The 16,664-nt window shown below is 72.8% G+C and carries 10 protein-coding genes, 2 tRNA genes and 1 pseudogene; 5 read left to right on the top strand and 8 right to left on the bottom strand.

Annotation, left to right across the window (positions count from 1 at the left end; translation table 11 throughout):
- Positions 1-50: 50 nt before the first annotated feature.
- Positions 51-1,295: pseudogene (locus tag ACIRPK_RS03910) on the top strand (BTAD domain-containing putative transcriptional regulator); the annotation flags it as partial.
- Positions 1,296-3,366: 2,071 nt separating this feature from the next.
- Here ACIRPK_RS03910 and ACIRPK_RS03905 read toward each other — a convergent pair.
- From ACIRPK_RS03905 to ACIRPK_RS03870, 8 genes are all read right to left on the bottom strand, one after another.
- Positions 3,367-3,436 (bottom strand) — tRNA-OTHER (locus tag ACIRPK_RS03905).
- Between the two features lie 6 nt (positions 3,437-3,442).
- Positions 3,443-3,513, bottom strand: a tRNA-Ser gene (locus ACIRPK_RS03900).
- A 64-nt stretch (positions 3,514-3,577) separates the two neighbouring features.
- Positions 3,578-4,654 carry an LLM class flavin-dependent oxidoreductase gene (locus ACIRPK_RS03895; RefSeq protein ID WP_403032486.1) on the bottom strand — a complete coding sequence of 359 codons (1,077 nt, stop codon included), beginning with the start codon at positions 4,652-4,654 and terminating at the stop codon, positions 3,578-3,580.
- Positions 4,654-5,514, bottom strand: coding sequence for an ABC transporter substrate-binding protein (locus ACIRPK_RS03890; protein ID WP_403032484.1), 861 nt, complete (start codon positions 5,512-5,514; stop codon positions 4,654-4,656). Before ACIRPK_RS03890 ends, ACIRPK_RS03895 begins: the two co-directional genes overlap by 1 nt.
- Positions 5,515-6,252 carry an ABC transporter ATP-binding protein gene (locus tag ACIRPK_RS03885; protein WP_403032481.1) on the bottom strand — a complete coding sequence of 246 codons (738 nt, stop codon included), beginning with the start codon at positions 6,250-6,252 and terminating at the stop codon, positions 5,515-5,517.
- Positions 6,249-7,064, bottom strand: a complete 816-nt coding sequence (locus ACIRPK_RS03880) for an ABC transporter permease (RefSeq protein ID WP_403032478.1) — start codon at positions 7,062-7,064, stop codon at positions 6,249-6,251. Before ACIRPK_RS03880 ends, ACIRPK_RS03885 begins: the two co-directional genes overlap by 4 nt.
- Positions 7,061-8,080 (bottom strand): NrtA/SsuA/CpmA family ABC transporter substrate-binding protein, encoded by a 1,020-nt coding sequence (locus ACIRPK_RS03875; protein WP_403032475.1) that lies wholly within the window; start codon positions 8,078-8,080, stop codon positions 7,061-7,063. The genes ACIRPK_RS03880 and ACIRPK_RS03875 overlap by 4 nt, the downstream gene beginning before the upstream one ends.
- Positions 8,081-8,104: 24 nt before the next feature.
- The gene (locus tag ACIRPK_RS03870; protein WP_403032473.1) at positions 8,105-9,094 is read right to left on the bottom strand and encodes an ABC transporter substrate-binding protein; all 990 of its coding nucleotides are present in this window, start codon (positions 9,092-9,094) and stop codon (positions 8,105-8,107) included.
- A gap of 319 nt (positions 9,095-9,413) precedes the next feature.
- Here ACIRPK_RS03870 and ACIRPK_RS03865 point away from each other — a divergent pair, with 319 nt between their 5' ends.
- The 4 genes from ACIRPK_RS03865 (at position 9,414) to ACIRPK_RS03850 (ending at position 16,597) form a co-directional block, all read left to right on the top strand.
- Entirely contained in the window at positions 9,414-10,196 is a 783-nt protein-coding gene (locus ACIRPK_RS03865) for an IclR family transcriptional regulator (protein ID WP_403032470.1), read from the top strand.
- Between the two features lie 618 nt (positions 10,197-10,814).
- On the top strand, positions 10,815-12,950 hold the full coding sequence (locus ACIRPK_RS03860) for an MMPL family transporter (RefSeq protein WP_403032467.1): 2,136 nt from the start codon (positions 10,815-10,817) through the stop codon (positions 12,948-12,950).
- A gap of 275 nt (positions 12,951-13,225) precedes the next feature.
- Complete coding sequence (gene aspT, locus ACIRPK_RS03855) at positions 13,226-14,926, top strand: aspartate-alanine antiporter (protein WP_403032464.1); 1,701 nt, start codon at positions 13,226-13,228, stop codon at positions 14,924-14,926.
- Positions 14,927-14,947: 21 nt separating this feature from the next.
- The gene (locus ACIRPK_RS03850; RefSeq protein WP_403032461.1) at positions 14,948-16,597 is read left to right on the top strand and encodes a bifunctional aspartate transaminase/aspartate 4-decarboxylase; all 1,650 of its coding nucleotides are present in this window, start codon (positions 14,948-14,950) and stop codon (positions 16,595-16,597) included.
- The last annotated feature ends 67 nt before the right edge of the window (positions 16,598-16,664 follow it).

The raw sequence follows: 16,664 nt of genomic DNA, 5'->3' as shown, positions 1-16,664 counted from the left end.
GATCGCATAGGCTCGGCGGTCAGAGCCGGGGTGGGTCCGGGGGAGGGCTGGTGCAGGGCGTGGGCACGGTCCGGATCAGAGTGCTCGGGGCGTTGGCGGCCGAGGTGGACGGCGTGCGGGTGAGCCTCGGCGGGCCGAGGCAGCGCGGGGTGCTCGGACAACTGCTGGTCGCCGGGGGAGCCGTGGTGGCCGCCGAACGGTTGGTGGACGGACTGTGGGGCGGACGGCCGCCGGCCAAGGCGGCGGCCTCCCTGCAGGCGTACATCTCCAACCTGCGCCGGGTGTTGGAGCCCACCCGGGGCCCGCGCGAGCCCGCCAGGGTGCTGGTCAGCGAGGCGCCCGGGTACGCCCTGCGGCTGCCGGACGACGGGGCACTGGACGCCGGGGACTTCGAGCGGCTGGTGGCCCGGGCCCGGGAGCTGCGGCGACCAGGTCCGGCCCGGGAGGCGCTGGAGCTCTGGGACGGCGAGGCGTACGCGGAGTTCGCGGACCGGCCCTGGGCCCTCCGCGAGGTCGCCCGGCTGAACGAACTGCGGCTCACCGCACGTGAGTTGACCATCGCGCTGGCGGTCGAGCAGGGCGACGGCGGTGCCGCCGTGCCCGAGGCCCTGGCACTCACCGAGGAGCACCCGTTCCGCGAGGAGGGGTGGCGGTTGCTCGCGCTGGCCCTGTGGTCGGCGAACCGGCAGGCCGAGGCGCTGGACGCGCTGCGCCGGGCCCGTACCCTGCTGGTCACCGACCTGGGTCTCGATCTCGGGCCCGCGCTGGCCGAGTTGGAGTCGGCGATCCTCAACCAGCGGACCGAGCTGATCGGTGCGCCCGCCCCGGCGGCCGTACCGGCGCCGCAGCCGGAGCTGTTCGTCGGCCGGGCGGACGAGCTGCGGGCGGTGCGGGAGGCGGCGGCCGAGGCGATCGGCGGGGCCCGGGCGGTGGTGCTGGTCAGCGGCGAGGCCGGGGCGGGCAAGAGTGCCCTGCTGCGCCGGCTGCGGTCCGAACTGTCCACCGGTGGCTGGCTGGTGGCCTCCGGCCGGTGCCCGGAGACCGAGGGCGCGCCGCCCGCCTGGGCCTGGACCGAGGCGCTCCGCGAGCTGGCCGGACAGGTCGGCCCGGGACCCGGCGAGGCCGAGGTGCTGGCCCCGCTGCTGGAGGCCGAGGAGCACGCCGCGCGGCGGGGGAGCGACCCGCTGGCGGGCCGGTTCCGGCTGCACCGGGCGGTGGCCGACTGGCTCCGCCGGGCCGCCGCCGACCGCCCGGTGGCCGTGGTGCTGGACGACCTGCACGCCGCCGACCAGGAGACCCGGGCGCTGCTCGCCGAGCTCAGCACCGGTCCGGCCGTGCCCGGCCTGCTGCTGATCGTCGCCCACCGCCCGGGCGAGGGCGATCTCACCGACACGCTGGCCCAGTTGGCCCGGCTCTCGCCCCGGCGGCTGCCGCTGTCCGGCCTGGCCGAGGCCGAGGCGGGCCGGCTGATCGCGGCCGTCTGCCCGACGCCGGTGGACCGCGAGACGGTGGCCGCGCTGGCCGAGCGGACCGGTGGCAACCCGTTCTACCTCCGGGAGAGCGCCCGGCTGCTGGCCGGTGAGGGCGCCCTGGTGGCGGTCACCGAGGTGCCGCAGGGCGTCGGCGACGTGCTGCGCCGCCGGTTCGGGGTGCTTCCCGCCGGGACGGTCGAGGTGCTCCGGCTGGCCGCGGTGGTCGGGCGGGAGGCCGAGGTCGACCTGCTGCTGGCGGCCACCGAGCGGACCGAGGACCAGGTGCTGGCCGCCCTGGAGGCTGCGCTGGCCGGCGGGCTGCTCACCGAACCGGGCCCCGGTGTGGTCCGGTTCACCCACGCGCTGGTCCGGGACACCCTGTACACCGACCTGAGCGGGCTGCGCCGGGCCCGGCTGCACGGCCGGGTCGGCGCGGCCCTGGCCGAGCTGCGTCCGGGCCAACTCTCGGCGCTGGCGCACCACTTCACCCGGGCTGCGGCCGCTGCCACCGCGGAGTCGGCGGTCCGGCACTGCGTCCGGGCGGCCGAGGCGGCCGAGCGGCGCTACGCCCACGAGACCTGCGCGGCGCTGCTGCGGCAGGCGCTCGCCAACCTCGACCTGGTCCCGGCCGGTGACGACGACCGCCCGGCCCGCCGGATCGAGCTGCTCGGCGCCCTGCTCCGGGCCCAGGTCAGGGCCGGTGCCATCACCGCGGCGCTGGCGACCCGGCACACCGCCGTCGCCCTGGCCCGGGAGACCGGCCGGACCGACCTGGCGATCGCCGCCTGGACCGCCTGGACGGTGCCCACCCCCTGGGTCGCGCACGCCTACGGCACCATCGACCAGAGCGCGGTGGACACCCTGACGGGCCTGCTCGCGCTGCCCGGCCTGGCCCCCGCCACCCGCTGCAACCTGCTCGACGCGCTCACCTACGAACTCGACTGCTCGGGCAGCCCGCAGGGCTGGGCGGCGGCCGAGGAGGCGGTGGCGATCGCCCGGGCGGAGCGCGATCCGGTGCTGCTGGCCCATGCGCTGGCCGCCCAGGCGCGGGTGCACGACTACGAGTTGGAGATCGACCTGCGGGTCGAGATCGCCACCGAACTGGCCGCGGTGGCCACCGAGCACGACCTGCCGGCCTACCGCTGGCAGGCCGAGCACCTGTTCAGCACCGCCGCCGCCGTCCGGGGCGACCCGGTGGCGCTGCGCGAGCACATCAGGGCCGGCCTGGTGATCGCCGAGACCTACCACCTGCCGGAGCTGGTCGACGTCGGCCGCTGCCAACTGGGCATGCTGGCCCTGATCGAGAACCGGCCGGCCGAGGCGGACGCCCACTACCAGCAGGCGCTGGACGGCCTGGTGGCCCGGGAGTCACTGCACGCGGCCGGCTTCGGGGCGCTGCACCGGATCACCAGGGCAATCCAACGGGGCACGCTGGGCGTCGAGTTGCCCCTGATCGAGCAGACCGGTTCGGCGTACGGGGCGATCGTCGAGGACGTCCGGGCACTGGCCCTGGTCGAGCTGGGCCGACCGGCCGAGGCCCGGGCCGTCCGCCGCACCGGGCGGGCCGTCCCGCCGGACTACTACCGGTCGTTCTTCCTGACGATCCGGGCGATGGCCGTCATCGCGCTGGACGAACGGGCCGAGGCGGAGGAGGTCCTCACCGAGCTGCTCCCGCTCCGGCACATGATCGCCGGAGCGGCCAGCACCTCGATCGCCCTACGCCCGGTCGCCCTGACCCTCGGCGACCTCGCCACCTACCTCGGTCACCCCGACGCCGCCGAGCACTACCGGCACGCGGCGGACGTGGCCCACCGCTGGAGTGCTCCGCACTGGGCGGCCGAAGCAGGCCGCTCGGCAGCGCGGCCGAAGGGCGGGCCCTACCGCCGGAACACCGCACGGGCAGGAGGACTCGAACCCCCGACCGCAGCCCGAGGACCGCACTCTGCCTACTGAGCCACACCCGCGCACGAGACACCCGGCCGGACTCGAACCGGCGTCCCCCGCCGAGCAGGCGGTGCTCCGGCACCTGAGCTACGGGTGGTCGTGGTCTTGATTCTGCGGCACACCTTGCCCACGGGCCACCGGATTTCGACTTCCCGGGTACGTCATGCCTGGCGGAGGGCGGGGAGCACTGTCTCGGCCACTCGGTAGGCCTCTTCGAGGAGGGGGTTGCCGGAGAGGATGAAGGTGTCGACGCCCAACTCCCGGTACTCCTGAAGGCGTTCGATCACCTGTTGGGTGCTGCCGACCACGGCGGTGCCGGGGCCGGGGCGGAACAGGCTCATGCCCGGCCAGAGGTTGGGGTGGGTCTCCAGTTCGCGGGCGCGGGCCGGCACCCGCCCGCCGTGCTGGCGGAACTGCCGCTGCCAGCCGACGCCGTCCTCCGCGCCGTCCCCCAGCATCCGGGCGTAGGTGGCCTGACTGGTGACGTCGAGCAGCCGGTCGGCGGCGGCCCACGCCTGCTCCTCGGTGTCCCGGACGATCAGGTGCAGCCGCAGACCCAGCCGCAGGGTGCGCCCGTGCGCGGCCGCCCGCGCACGGACCTGGTCGAGCTTCTGCCGGAGCTGGTCCAGCGGTTCGCCCCAGGTCAGGTAGACGTCGACGTGCTCCGCGGCCAGCTCGATCCCCGGCGCCGACGAGCCGCCGAACCACAGCGGGGTGTGCGCCCCGCCCTGGACCGGTGCCAGCTCCCGCAGGGCGGCCCCGGCGTTCGGCAGGTCGTAGAACCGGCCCTTGTGGTCGAACACCTCACCGGCCGTCAGCCGCTTGACGATCGACCAGTACTCGGCGCTGAGCTCGTAGCGCTCGTCGTGCTCCAGGTGCAGACCGGACTGCCGCAGCTGCTCGGTGGAGCCGTTCACCACGTTGAACCGCAGCCGGTCCGGGCCGAACAGCTGACTGAAGGTCAGTGCCATCTTGGCCAGCAGGGTCGGCGAGACCAGCCCGGGGTGCACGGCCAGCAGTGGTTTGAAGCTCGGCCGGGTGACCGCGGCCAGCGCGCTCGCCAGCGGCCAGACGTCGTACAGGTCGGTGGCGAACAGTGCGCCGTCGTAGCCGAGCCGGTCGGCCGCGACGCCGAGTTGCTGGAGGTAGGCCAGATCGACCGGGCGGCGGCCCTCGGGCTCCCAGGGGAAGGCGCCTTCGCGCGGGATGACGTACCAGAGGATCTCGGGCGTGGGCATCAGCGGGCTCCGTGGACGGCGTCGGTGACGGTGATTCGGGTGCGGAGGAAGCCGGCCGCGGCGAGCAGGTCGGCGGCCTCCTGCTGTTCGGCCAGGAAGGCGGCGGAGACCGGCTCCAGCTTCCAGGGCAGGTCCTGGAGTGCCTGCCGCCAGTCGGCGGGCTCGCCGCCCTGGTCCGCGGCGGCGATCGCGGCGGCCTCGTCCAGGTGCCCGGCGGCCCAGGCGTCGGCCTCCGCCAGCGCGGCCACGATCAGCTCGACCAGCTCGGGGCGCCCGGCCGCGAAGTCCCGGCGGGTGAAGAAGACGGACCGGTCGGTGATCACGTCACCGGCCTCGACCAGCGTCCGGACGGTGCCGGCCCGCCGGGCGGCGGACAGCTCCGCGCCCTGCGCCACCCAGGCGTCGACCTCCCCGGCGAGCAGCTGCCCGTACGCGGTCGGGTCCGACCGCAGCGCGGTGATGTCGGTGCCGTACGACAGCCCGGCACCCGCCAGCGCCTTCGCGGTGAAGTGGGTCTGCCAGGAGCCGATCGCCAACGCGACCTTCCCGCCCCGGAGTTCGGCGACGGTACGGATCTCGCTGTCGGCGGCGACCAGCAGCGCGCCGTGACCGGGCCGGGGGGACGAGACGGCGGCGTACACCAGGTCGTGCCCGGCGGCCTGGGCGGTCAGCGGCGGGGTGGAGCCGGTGCCGCCGAAGTCGATGGTGCCGTCGGCCAGTGCGTCCGCAGTGGCCAGCCCGCCGACCTGGTGCCAGGTCACCGTCTCGCCGAGCGGGGCCAGGGCGGCCTCCAGGATGCCGAGCCGGGAGAGGTAGTAGAGCGAGGGGTTGGCGTTGTGCACCCCGATGTTGACGGACATTCAGTTCACTCCAGTGGGGATCGGGGTGTGCACGCCGAGGTCGGCGAGCAGCCGGCGGCGCAGGTCGGCGAAGGCGGGGTCGGCCGGGTCGCGGGGGTGGTCGAACGGGATCCGTTCGTTGGTGACCAGCTTGCCGTCGCGCAGGACGGCGACCCGGTCGGCCAGCCGGACGGCCTCCTCCACGTCGTGGGTGACCAGCAGCACGGCCGGCCGGTGGGCCCGGCAGAGCTCGCCGACCAGATCCTGCATCCGCAGCCGGGTGAGCGCGTCCAGCGCGGCGAACGGCTCGTCCAGCAACAGCAGTTCGGGCTCCCGGACCAGCGCCCTGGCCAGCGCCACCCGCTGGGCCTCGCCGCCGGAGAGGGTGGCGGGCCAGGCGTCCGCGTGCCGTTCCAGGCCCACCTCGGTCAGCGCCCGCAGGCCGGTCTCCCGGCTCGCCGCACCGCGCGGCAGACCGACCGTGACGTTGGCCAGCACCTTCTTGGAGGGCACCAGCCGGGGTTCCTGGAAGACGACGGTGCGGGCCTCGGGCACCAGCACCGTGCCGGCGTCGTGGTGGTCCAGCGCACCGAGGATGCGCAGCAGCGTGGTCTTGCCGGTGCCGCTGGCACCGAGCAGGGCCAGGAACTCGCCCCGGGCGAGGTCCAGGTCCAGGCCGTCCAGCACGTGCCGGGTGCCGAAGGTCCGGCGCAGGCCGCGCAGGTGCACGGCGGTGTTCTCGGGTACCGAGGTGTTCATCGGGCAGCCCCCTGGGTGCGCCATGGCATCAACAGCCGTTCCAGCAACCGGACCACGCCGTCCGCGAGCAGCCCGACCAGGGCGTAGACCAGGATGCAGACGGTCAGGATGTCGGTCCGGGAGTACTCCTGCGCGGTGGACATCAGATAGCCGATCCCGGCCGTCGAGTTGATCTCCTCGGCGGCGATCAGCGCGATCACGCTGAGCGTCATCGACAGCCGCAGGCCGGAGAGCAGGGCGGGCAGCGCCCCGGGCAGCACCACCTCGCGCACCAGCGCCAGCCGGCCGACGCCGAAGCTGCGCATCGCCTCCACCAGCTTGCGGTCGGTGTTGCGCACCCCGCCGGCGGCGGAGACGTACATCGGGAAGCTGGTGGCCACCGCGATCAGCACCACCCGGGCGGTCTCGCCGATACCGAACCAGACCATGAACAGCGGCACCAGTGACAGGAACGGGATGGTGCGCAGCAACTGCACGGAGGAGTCGAGCAGTTCCTCGCCGAGCCGGGAGAAGCCGGTCAGCACGCCGAGGGTGAGGCCGATGCTCGCGCCGATCAGCAGACCGGAGCCGGCCCGGGTCAGCGAGACGGCGAGCGCGTCACCGAGCTGCCCGCTGCCCCACAGCTCGCCGAGGGCCTGCAGCACCGCGCCGGGCGAGGCCAGCAGGTCGTCGGTCAGCACGCCGGTGGCGGAGGCGGCGTACCAGGCGATCAGCACCACCACCGGGCCGAGCGTCCGCAGGCCGAGGGCGAGGCCGGGCCGGCGCGGGCGGGTCGTACGGGGTTTCGGGGCGACCAGGTGGGTGGTGCTCATCCGGCGCTCCCGGGCAGCGTGGTGGCGTCCAGGACGTACGGCTTGACGTCGAAGAAGCCCTTGGTGATCTGCTGGTCGGCGAAGAACCGGGCCACCGTGTGGAACCGGGCCAGGTCCGCCTCGGTGATCGGCTGCGCGGTGCCCTTGGCCTTGTCGATCGGGATCTGGACCGCCCGCTGGGCGTCGCTGACCGCCTCGGGCCCGGTGGTGGTCTGCACGTTGAGGTAGGCGCCCGGGTCCTGCTGCTGCTTGAGCCCGGACTCGTGCAGGTACTCGTAGAGCGCCTTGACCACGGCGGGGTGCGCGTCGGCGAACTTGGTGCGCACCGTCCAGACCGCGTAGTTCTCCGAGCCGACCTGGCCGCCGGTCACCAGGAAGTGCGCATTCCGGTCGGCGAGTTGCGGCACCGAGTAGGTGCCCCAGGTGGACCAGGCGTCCACCTGGCCGGAGTTGAAGACCGGGGCGGCCTGGTTGGGCTGCAGGTAGACCCGGCTGACCTGGTCGACCGGGACGTTGTTCTGCTGGAGCGCCTTGAGCAGCAGGTACTCGCTGGTGCCGCCGTGCCAGACCGCGACCTTCTTGCCGACCAGGTCCTGGACGCTCTTGATCCCGGAGTCGTTCTTGACCAGGATGCCCTCGCCGAGCTGGTCGGGCGCGACCGCGGCGAACAGCTTGAAGCCCGGGGACTGGGCCAGCGCGGCGGTCGCGGAGGTGATCGAGCCCTGGGCGAAGTCCAGTGCGTCGGCGTCGAGTTGCTGGGCGGCGGGGGCGAACGCCCCAGCGGTTCCGGTCCAGGCGACCTTGGCGTTGACCTTGGCCAGCGCCTTGGCGAGCGAGCCGTCCTTCTTGCCGAGCGCCAACAGGCCGGAGTTGCCGTCCTCGGGGATCCGGACCTCGGTCTGTCCGGCCCGGTCACCGGCGGCCGCGTCGCCGCCACCGGTCGAGGAGCCGCAGGCGGCCAGGCCGAGCAGGGCGGCGGCGAGGAGCGCGGCGGACGGGAGCAGGCGGGGGTTCATGGTGTGTCGCTTTCTGCGGAGGCGTCAGACGCCGGTGCGGTGGCGGGAGGCGAGCAGGACACGGGCCTGCTCCAGGGGTGCGGGATCGGCCCAGGCCCGGACGTCGACCGGCTCGGGCAGGAAGCCCTGCGCGTGCAGGAAGCGCTCCTGTCGGGCCAACAGGTCGAGGCGTTCGTCGGAGAGGTCGAGTTGCAGCGAGTGCCCGGTGTCCGGGTGGTACGCGCCGGCCACGCCGTGCTCCCCGGCGCCGGTCTCGGCGCTCAGGATCCGGGCCAGTTCGGCGGGTTGGTCACGAGCCCAGTCGGCGGCCTCGATCAGCACCGCGAGGAAGCGCGCGACCAGGTCGGGGCGCCGGTCCAGCAGGCGCTGGTGGACGGTGATCGGGCGCGGGGTGCCGTTGTTGACCCGGGCCCGGCGGTCGGCCAGCGCGTCCAGGTCGACCGCCACCACCGCGCCGTAGCGGGCGGCGGCCTCGACGGCCAGTGCGCCCTTGACGTACACGGCATCCACCCGGCCGTCCCGCAGGGCGGCCAGCTCGCCCTGCCACTGACCGTGCGCCGAGCCGGCCACCTCGGTCAACTCGGCGTCCGCCAGGGTGAGTCCGGCCTGCGACAGCGCCCCGGCGAAGCCGTGCAGGGCCATCGCCCGCCAGAAGTCGATGCCGATCGCGTGCACCGGCACGGCCAGCCGGAGCCCGCGCAGCTGGGCCGGCTCGCGCACCGGGCTGTCCGCCCGGACCAGGATCGACTGGCGCTCCTCGATCCAGGTGAGCCCGACCAGCCGGGTCCGCTCACCCCGTGAACGGGCCCACAGTGCGGGCACGTTGCCGCCCTCGCGGAACAGTCCGTCCAGCGCGTGGGTGTAGTGGTGGTCGGCGGCCACGGTGGCGGGGACGTCCTGGAGCGAGCGGACGGTGATGCCGTCGGGCGCGAACTCCTCGGCCAGCCAGCCTCGGTCGGCGGCGATTCCGGTCGCGGTGGGCACCGGGCAACGGGTGAACCAGAGTTGGTCCATGACGGGGAACTCCCGGAGGTGGGGTGACGCTCTGTCGCACGGGGGCTCTCACCACGCGGCAAGGCAGGGAAGCGGAACGGGGTCAGCGGGGGCGACAACACCGGACCGGGGGCGGGCACAGCGTGCGAGGTGTGGTCATCGTGCTGCTCCCTTCCGGTTCCGGTGGCCTGGTGACTGGAGGTTTCCACGGTCCTGGGCGTCACGGCAAGGCTTTCCACATGGTGGGAGCCATCTGTTGGCCGAGCCGTCAGACGGTGTAACGGAGGTTCACATTCCGGCAATACTTGCCAGATTGTGGCACTGTTCGCATGCTTGGGACATGACGACGACGGACGCCCCCGCCGGGGCCCAGGCAGTCACCCGGGCCCTCGGACTGCTGCACTGTTTCCGCGACAACGCGGGCGAGCTGAGCGCCTCCGACCTGGCCCGTCGGATGGAGCTGTCCGTCTCCACCTCGCACCGGCTGGCCCGCACCCTGGTCGCCGCCGGCTTCCTCGAACAGGACCGTCGCACCGCCCGCTACCGGCTCGGCCCGTCGGTCGCCGAACTCGGCCAACTCTCGCTGCACCAACGCGGGTTGCACCGGGCCGCACCCGAGCTGGCCGCCCTCTCGGCCGCCACCGCCGCCACCGCCGACCTGGCCATCCGCAGCGGCGGCCACGCGGTCATCCTGGTCGGAGGCTCCGTCCAGCCGAGCACCGGCCTGGGCCTGCGCCGCCCCCTGCACTCCACCGCCCTCGGCAAGGTCCTGCTGGCCTGGGCCCGCCCCGGCGAGGACGACCTCACCGCCCTGCCGCCCCTGCACGCCCAGACCGACCGCACCATCGTCGACCCGGTCGCCCTGGCCGCCGAACTCACCCTGGTCCGGGCGGCCGGCTACGCCCTGAACGACGGCGAATCCGCCTACGGCGTACGGACCTTGGGTGTGCCGGTACTGGACGCGGCGGGCCACGCACACTCCGCCCTCGCGGTCCGCTCCACCCCCGACGTCCTCACCGACGCGCGGCTGCCCTGGTTCCTGTCCCGGGCCAGAGCCTGCGCCGAAGCCCTCGAAGTCCTCCTCCTCGCCCCGAACGAACGCCGACCCCGCACCCTGGACTGACCCACCCCGACTGTCAACGCCCGATGAACACCTCGTGGCACACGCTGCGGGAGTCCGGGGGCTCGGGGCTGTGCTGTTGTGCGGCTCCCCCGCGCGGGCGACGCCGACCTTTCAGCAGGCCGCTCAGGGCTACGGCCCAGGGGCTCGGGGAACTGCGACGCCATCCTCCGGAGCGTGATCACCACGTGAAAGGTCAGGCACTTTCGCCCGAACCCACACCTGAAGCAGACCTCAGCCCCGCCCGGGGTCGACCACACCCGCACCTTCAACCCGCCCCGGGCCCGGCGTCGCAGTTCCCCGAGCCCCTGGCTGCCGCAGCATGTGCCATCGGCGTCGCCCACGCGGCGGAGCCGCACAACAGCACAGCCCCGAGCCCCTGACTCCGTAGCGGGCTGACCACCTGCCAAGAAGATCGGCGTCGCCCACGCGGCGGAGCCGCACACCAGCAGAGCCCCGAGCCCCTGACCGTAGATGCCGAGGCACCTGCCCAAAGGTCCGCGTCGCCCACCCGGCGGAGCCGCACAACAGCAGAGCCCCTGGTGCACTTGCAAGTGGGTTCCAAGTGGCGGTGTGCAGGGTGGAGGAGTCTCAACGGATTCCGCCGGAAGGCCTCTGCACATGTCCTCGTTCCTCGGTCGTCTGGGTGGCGCTGCCGCTGCCAGGCCGTGGCGTACCCTGCTCGTCTGGCTCCTGATCCTGGTCGCGGCCTTCGGCCTGGCCGCCGCTGTCGGTGGTGAGCCGCGTGACAACTACCGTGTCCCGGGCACCCGTTCGACCGCCGGGGGTGACCTGCTGGCCGAGCGGTTCCCGGAGATGTCCGGCGCCGGTGCCCGGGTGGTGGTGCACGACCGGGCGGGCGCCCGGCTGCCGGTGGCGGCGCTGGCCGAGCTGCGGCAGCGGCTGACCGAGCTGCCGAAGGTGGCCACCGTGGGGGAGCCGGTGCTCTCCGGGCGGGGTGACACCGCGCTGTACCAGGTCGGCTACCGGGTGCCGGTCACCGAGTTCAAGGGCTCGGAGGGGCTGGACGCGCTCCGGGCGGCCGGGAAGCCGGCCGAGGCGGCCGGGCTGCAGGTGGAGTTCGGCGGTCAGCTGCCGGAGAACTTCTCCGCCCCGGACGGCACCGCCGAGCTGGTCGGTGTGGTGGCCGCGCTGGTGATCCTGGTGCTCGCGCTCGGCACGCTGGTCTCGGCCGGGCTGCCGCTGCTGGTGGCGCTGGCCGGGCTCGGGCTGGGGACGGCGCTGACCACGCTGCTGGCCGCCGTCACCGAGATCAGTGCCACCGCCCCGACCGTGGCCACCATGGTGGGCCTGGGGGTGGGCATCGACTACGCGCTGCTGCTGGTGAGCCGTCATGTCGAGGGGCTGCGCAAGGGGCTGACCAAGCAGCAGGCCGCCGTCGGGGCGACCGCGACGGCCGGGTCCTCGGTGGTGGTCGCGGGGGCCACGGTGCTGGTCTCGCTGCTCGGGCTGCGGCTGGCCGGGCTCTCCACCTACTCCTCGTTCGGCTACGCGACCTTCGCGGTGGTCGGCGCCGTGATGCTGGCCTCGCTGACCCTGGTGCCCGCACTGTGCTCGCTGGCCGGGCCGCGCCTGCTGCGCCGCGCCGAGCGGGCCGAGCGGGCCGATCCGGCCGCACCGGTGGCGGCGGGGCCGACCAGGACCGAGCGGTGGGCCCGGCTGATCGGGCGGCGTCCGGTGGCCGCCGGGCTGGCCTCGCTGGTGGTGCTGCTCGCGCTGGCCGCACCGATGCTTGGGATGCGGACCTGGCCGCAGGACGCGGGCAGCCAGGCGGCGGGCAACACCACCCGCAAGGCGTACGACCTGGTGGCCGAGGCCTACGGCCCGGGGGCGAACGGCCCGCTGCTGATAGCGGTCGACCTGCGCACCCTGCCCGCCGGCGAACTCCCCTCCCTGGAGGCCCGATTGAAGGCCGACCCGGGTGTCGCGGCGGTGACCCCCGCGGTGCAGAACCGGGCCGGTGACGCGGCGGTGGTCTCGGTCACCCCGAGCACCGGACCGCAGGACGAGCTGACCACCGAGCTGCTGGACCGGCTGCGCGGCGGGGTGCTGCCGGCCGGTGCGGAGGCGACCGGGGTGGTCGCGGTGTTCGCCGACATCTCCCAGCGGCTGAGCGAGCGGCTCTGGATCGTGGTCCCGTTCGTGGTGGCGCTCTCGCTGATCCTGCTGACCGTGCTGTTCCGGGCGCCGGTGCTGGCGGTCAAGGCGGCCGCGATGAACCTGCTCTCGGTGGCCGCCGCGTACGGGGTGACCACGGCGGTGTTCCAGTCCGAGGCCGGGGCGAAGCTGCTCGGGCTGCCGCACGCGGTGCCGGTCTCCAGCTGGGTGCCGATCCTGATGTTCACCGTGCTGTTCGGGCTGTCGATGGACTACGAGGTCTTCCTGCTGGCCCGGGTCCGGGAGGACTGGCTGGCCACCGGGGACGCCAGGGGCAGCGTGGTGCGCGGCCTGTCGGCGACCGGACGGGTGATCAGCAGTGCGGCGGCCATCATGGTCGCGGTCTTCGTCGGCTTCGCGCTGGACCCGGACATCACGGTGAAGATGATGGGCGTCGGAATGGCGGCCGCCGTCCTGGTGGACGCCACCGTGGTCCGGCTGCTGCTGGTGCCCGCCACCATGACGCTGCTCGGCCGGGCCAACTGGTGGCTGCCGGCCTGGCTGGACCGGCTGCTGCCCGAGCTGCGGATCGAGCCGGGGGAGCCCACCGCGCCGGCCAGGGAGCTCGTCCCGGCCTGACGGCGGATCAAGGTCCGGAAGCCCAGTCGGGCTTCCGGACCTTTCGCATGGGGTGAGAGATGTGGCCGCCACGGAGTGTCTGAAAAGGACATAAGCCTATATATGCGATGTAATCGCAGGCATGATCAGCCCTCGGCCCGCTGCCGATCACAGCCCTGGAGCCCCGCCGGCCCGGTGGGGCGACGACCGGCTGACCATGTCCGGCTCCCCGCTCCCCTGACCGGCCCTGCGCTGGTCGGCACCACCGGCCTATGACCCCCAGCTGAAGGACCACGATGGACTGGATCACCGATCACGTCTTCAAGCCCTATCCGGAACTACTGATCTTCCTCACCATCGCGATCGGCTTCCTGGTCGGGAAGATCCGCTACAAGGCCATCGGGCTCGGCGCGGTGACGGGCTGCCTGGTCGCCGGGCTGTTCACCGGCTGGGTGACCGACGTGAGCGTCAACGGCACGGTGAAGTCGGTGTTCTTCATCATGTTCCTGTTCGCCCTCGGCTACAAGGTCGGCCCGCAGTTCTTCCGCGGCCTGAAGAAGGACGGCCTGCCGCAGGTCACGGTCGCGGTGGTGGTCTGTGTCACCGGCCTGCTGGTCTGCTGGGGCTTCGCCGAGATGCTCGGCTACGGCCCCGGGCTCGGGGCCGGCCTGCTGGGCGGCGCGCTCACCCAGTCCGCCGTGATCGGTGTCGCGCAGGACGCGATCGGCAACATCCAGGGCCTGAGCCCGGATCAGATCACCGCCCAGCAGAACCTGGTGCCGGTCGCGTACGCGGTCACCTACCCGCTCGGCACCATCCTCTGCGCGGTGCTGCTGGCCAACATCGCGCCCCGGCTGCTGAGGAGCAACCTGGCGGAGGACTCGAAGGTGCTGGCCGTCGAGCTGGACGCGCCGGAGGCCGACCCGGACCTCGCCGAGGGCTACTACGAGGTGGTGCTGCGCGCCTTCACGGTCGCGGGCAACGGCCTGGTCGGCCGGACCATCGAGGACATCGAGGCCCAGCAGTACGAGCAGGGCCGCCGGATCTACCTCACCCGGGTCCGCCGGGACGGCGAGATCCTGGACCACACCCAGCAGACCGTGATCCAGCAGGGCGACGTGGTCGCGGTCAGTGCGCTCCGGCACGACCTGGTGGACTTCGACGCGGTCCGGCAGATCGGCCCCGAGTCGGATGACGCCGGTCTGCTCAGCTACCAGACCGAGCACCTGCACGTGGTGGTCTCCAACAAGGAGCACCTGGGCAAGACGGTGGCCCAGGTCCGCCGGGAGCCGTTCATGGTCGGTGTCTTCATCGACAAGGTCTACCGCTCCGGCGCGGAGTTCCCCTACCGGCTCTCCACCGAGCTGGAGCGCGGCGACACCCTGGTGCTGACCGGCCCCAAGCGGCTGGTCGACCCGGCCACCGCGGCGCTCGGCAAGCCGGTGCCGACCAGCTTCGCCACCGACATGATCTGGGTCGGCCTGGGCATCTTCCTCGGCGGCTGCATCGGCATCCCGGCGCTGACCGCCGGCGGTGTGCCGATCTCGCTCTCCACCTCCGGCGGCGCGCTGATCATGGGTCTGGTCTTCGGCTGGATCCGCGGCAGGTACCCGACCTACGGCAACGTGCCGCCCGGTGCGCAGTGGTTCATGGACACCTTCGGGCTGTGCGCCTTCGTCGGCATCGTCGGCATCAACGCCGGCCCGAGCTTCAGCAGCGGTCTCTCCCAGGCGGGTTGGGGCCTGCTGGTGTGGGGCGCGGTGGCCACCGTGATCCCGCTGATCGTCGGCATCCTGGTCGGCCACTTCGTCTTCAGGATCCGGACACCGATCCTGATGGGCGTGGTGGCCGGTTCGCAGACCACCACCGCCGCGATCGGTGCGATCAACGAAGAGGCCAAGAGCCAGATCCCGACGCTCGGTTACACCATCCCGTACGCGGCAGGCAACGTCCTGCTGACCATCTGGGGCGCCATCATCGTCGCCCTGCTCGGTTAGCCCCCAAGGAGAGACACCGTCATGAGCAAGCCTTCGATCAGCCGCGAAGAGATCCGTCGCCTGGCCCAGCTCAGCCCGTTCGAACTCAAGGGCAGGTTCATCGAGTTGGCCCAGGCGTACCAGGCCGACGAGCCCGGGCAGAAGGGCAAGTCGAACACGCACATGCTGAACGCCGGGCGCGGCAACCCGAACTGGATCGCCACCGGCCCGCGCGAGGCGTTCCTGGCGCTCGGTCACTTCTCGCTCTCCGAGAGCCGCCGGGTGTGGACCGCCGACAACCTGGGCGGCATGCCGGAGCAGCAGGGCATCGCCGAGCGCTACGACAAGTTCACCCGCTCGCACCCCGAGCTGCCCGGCATCGAGCTGCTGACCGCCTCGATCGACCTGGCCGTGGAGCGGTTCGGCTTCGACCGGGACGCCTGGATCCACGAGCTGGCCGACTCCACGGTGGGCGACAACTACCCGGTGCCGGACCGGATGCTGACGCACGCTGAGCAGGTGGTCCGGGGCTACCTGCGGGAGGAGCTGATGGACGCCGAGCCGCCTGCCGACCAGCTCGACCTGTTCGCCACCGAGGGCGGCACCGCCGCGATGTGCTACATCTTCGACTCGCTGATGAAGAACGGCATCCTGCACAAGGGCGACAAGATCGCCCTGATGGTCCCGGTGTTCACTCCCTACATCGAGATCGCCGAGCTGGACACCTTCGACTTCGAGGTGGTCAAGGTCGAGGCGTCCAACTTCGCCGAGACCGGGGTGCGCGGCTGGCGCTACCCGACCGAGGAGGTGGCCAAGCTGGAGGACCCGGCGGTCAAGCTGGTCTGCCTGGTCAACCCCTCCAACCCGCCGTCGCTGGCGCTCTCCCAGCGGGTCGCCGACCAGATCAAGCAGATCGTGGCGACCAGGAACCCCAACCTGATCGTGGTCACCGACGACGTCTACGGCACCTTCGTGAACGGCTTCCGCACCCTCGCCGCCGAGCTGCCGAGGAACAGCCTGCTGGTGTACTCGTACTCCAAGCACTACGGCTGCACCGGTCACCGGCTGGGTGTGATCGGCCTGCACCACGACAACGTGCTGGACGCGATGCTGGCCGAGCTCCCGGCCGAGGAGAAGGCCCGGCTGAACAAGCGCTACGGCACCCTCACCCTGGAGCCGGAGAAGATCCGCTTCATCGACCGGCTGGTCGCCGACTCCCGGCAGGTGGCGCTCAACCACACCGCCGGGCTGAGCCTGCCGCAGCAGGTCCAGATGACGCTGTTCTCGCTGTTCGCGCTGCTCCCGGAGGGCAAGGCGTACAAGGCCAAGGTGCAGGAGATCGTCCACCAGCGGCTGGCGCTGCTGCTCGAGGGCTCCGAGATGAAGATCGCGGAGGACCCGCAACGGGCCGGGTACTACATCGAGTTGGACCTGCTGGCGGAGGCCGAGCGGACTGCGGGGCCGGAGTTCGCGGAGTACCTGCAGAAGACCTACGAGCCGACCGAGCCGCTGTTCCGGCTGGCCGAGCAGACCGGTGTGGTGCTGCTCAACGGCGGTGGCTTCGACGGGCCCGAGTGGTCGGTCCGGGTCTCGCTGGCCAACCTGGACGACCTGGACTACCTGAAGATCGGCCACCACCTGCGGCAGATCTTCCTGGACTACCGCTCCGAGTGGGAGCAGTCCAAGGCCTGATCCCGCACCGGAAGGGGCCCCTGCGGGGGCCCCTTTCCGCTGCCCCGGGGCGCATGCTGGAGAGAGG

The organism is Kitasatospora sp. NPDC101801 (genome assembly GCF_044766665.1).
In the GTDB taxonomy this organism is placed as follows: domain Bacteria; phylum Actinomycetota; class Actinomycetes; order Streptomycetales; family Streptomycetaceae; genus Kitasatospora.
Note: the sequence above shows the minus strand (reverse complement) of the source record. Positions and strands in the feature narration are given on the sequence as shown.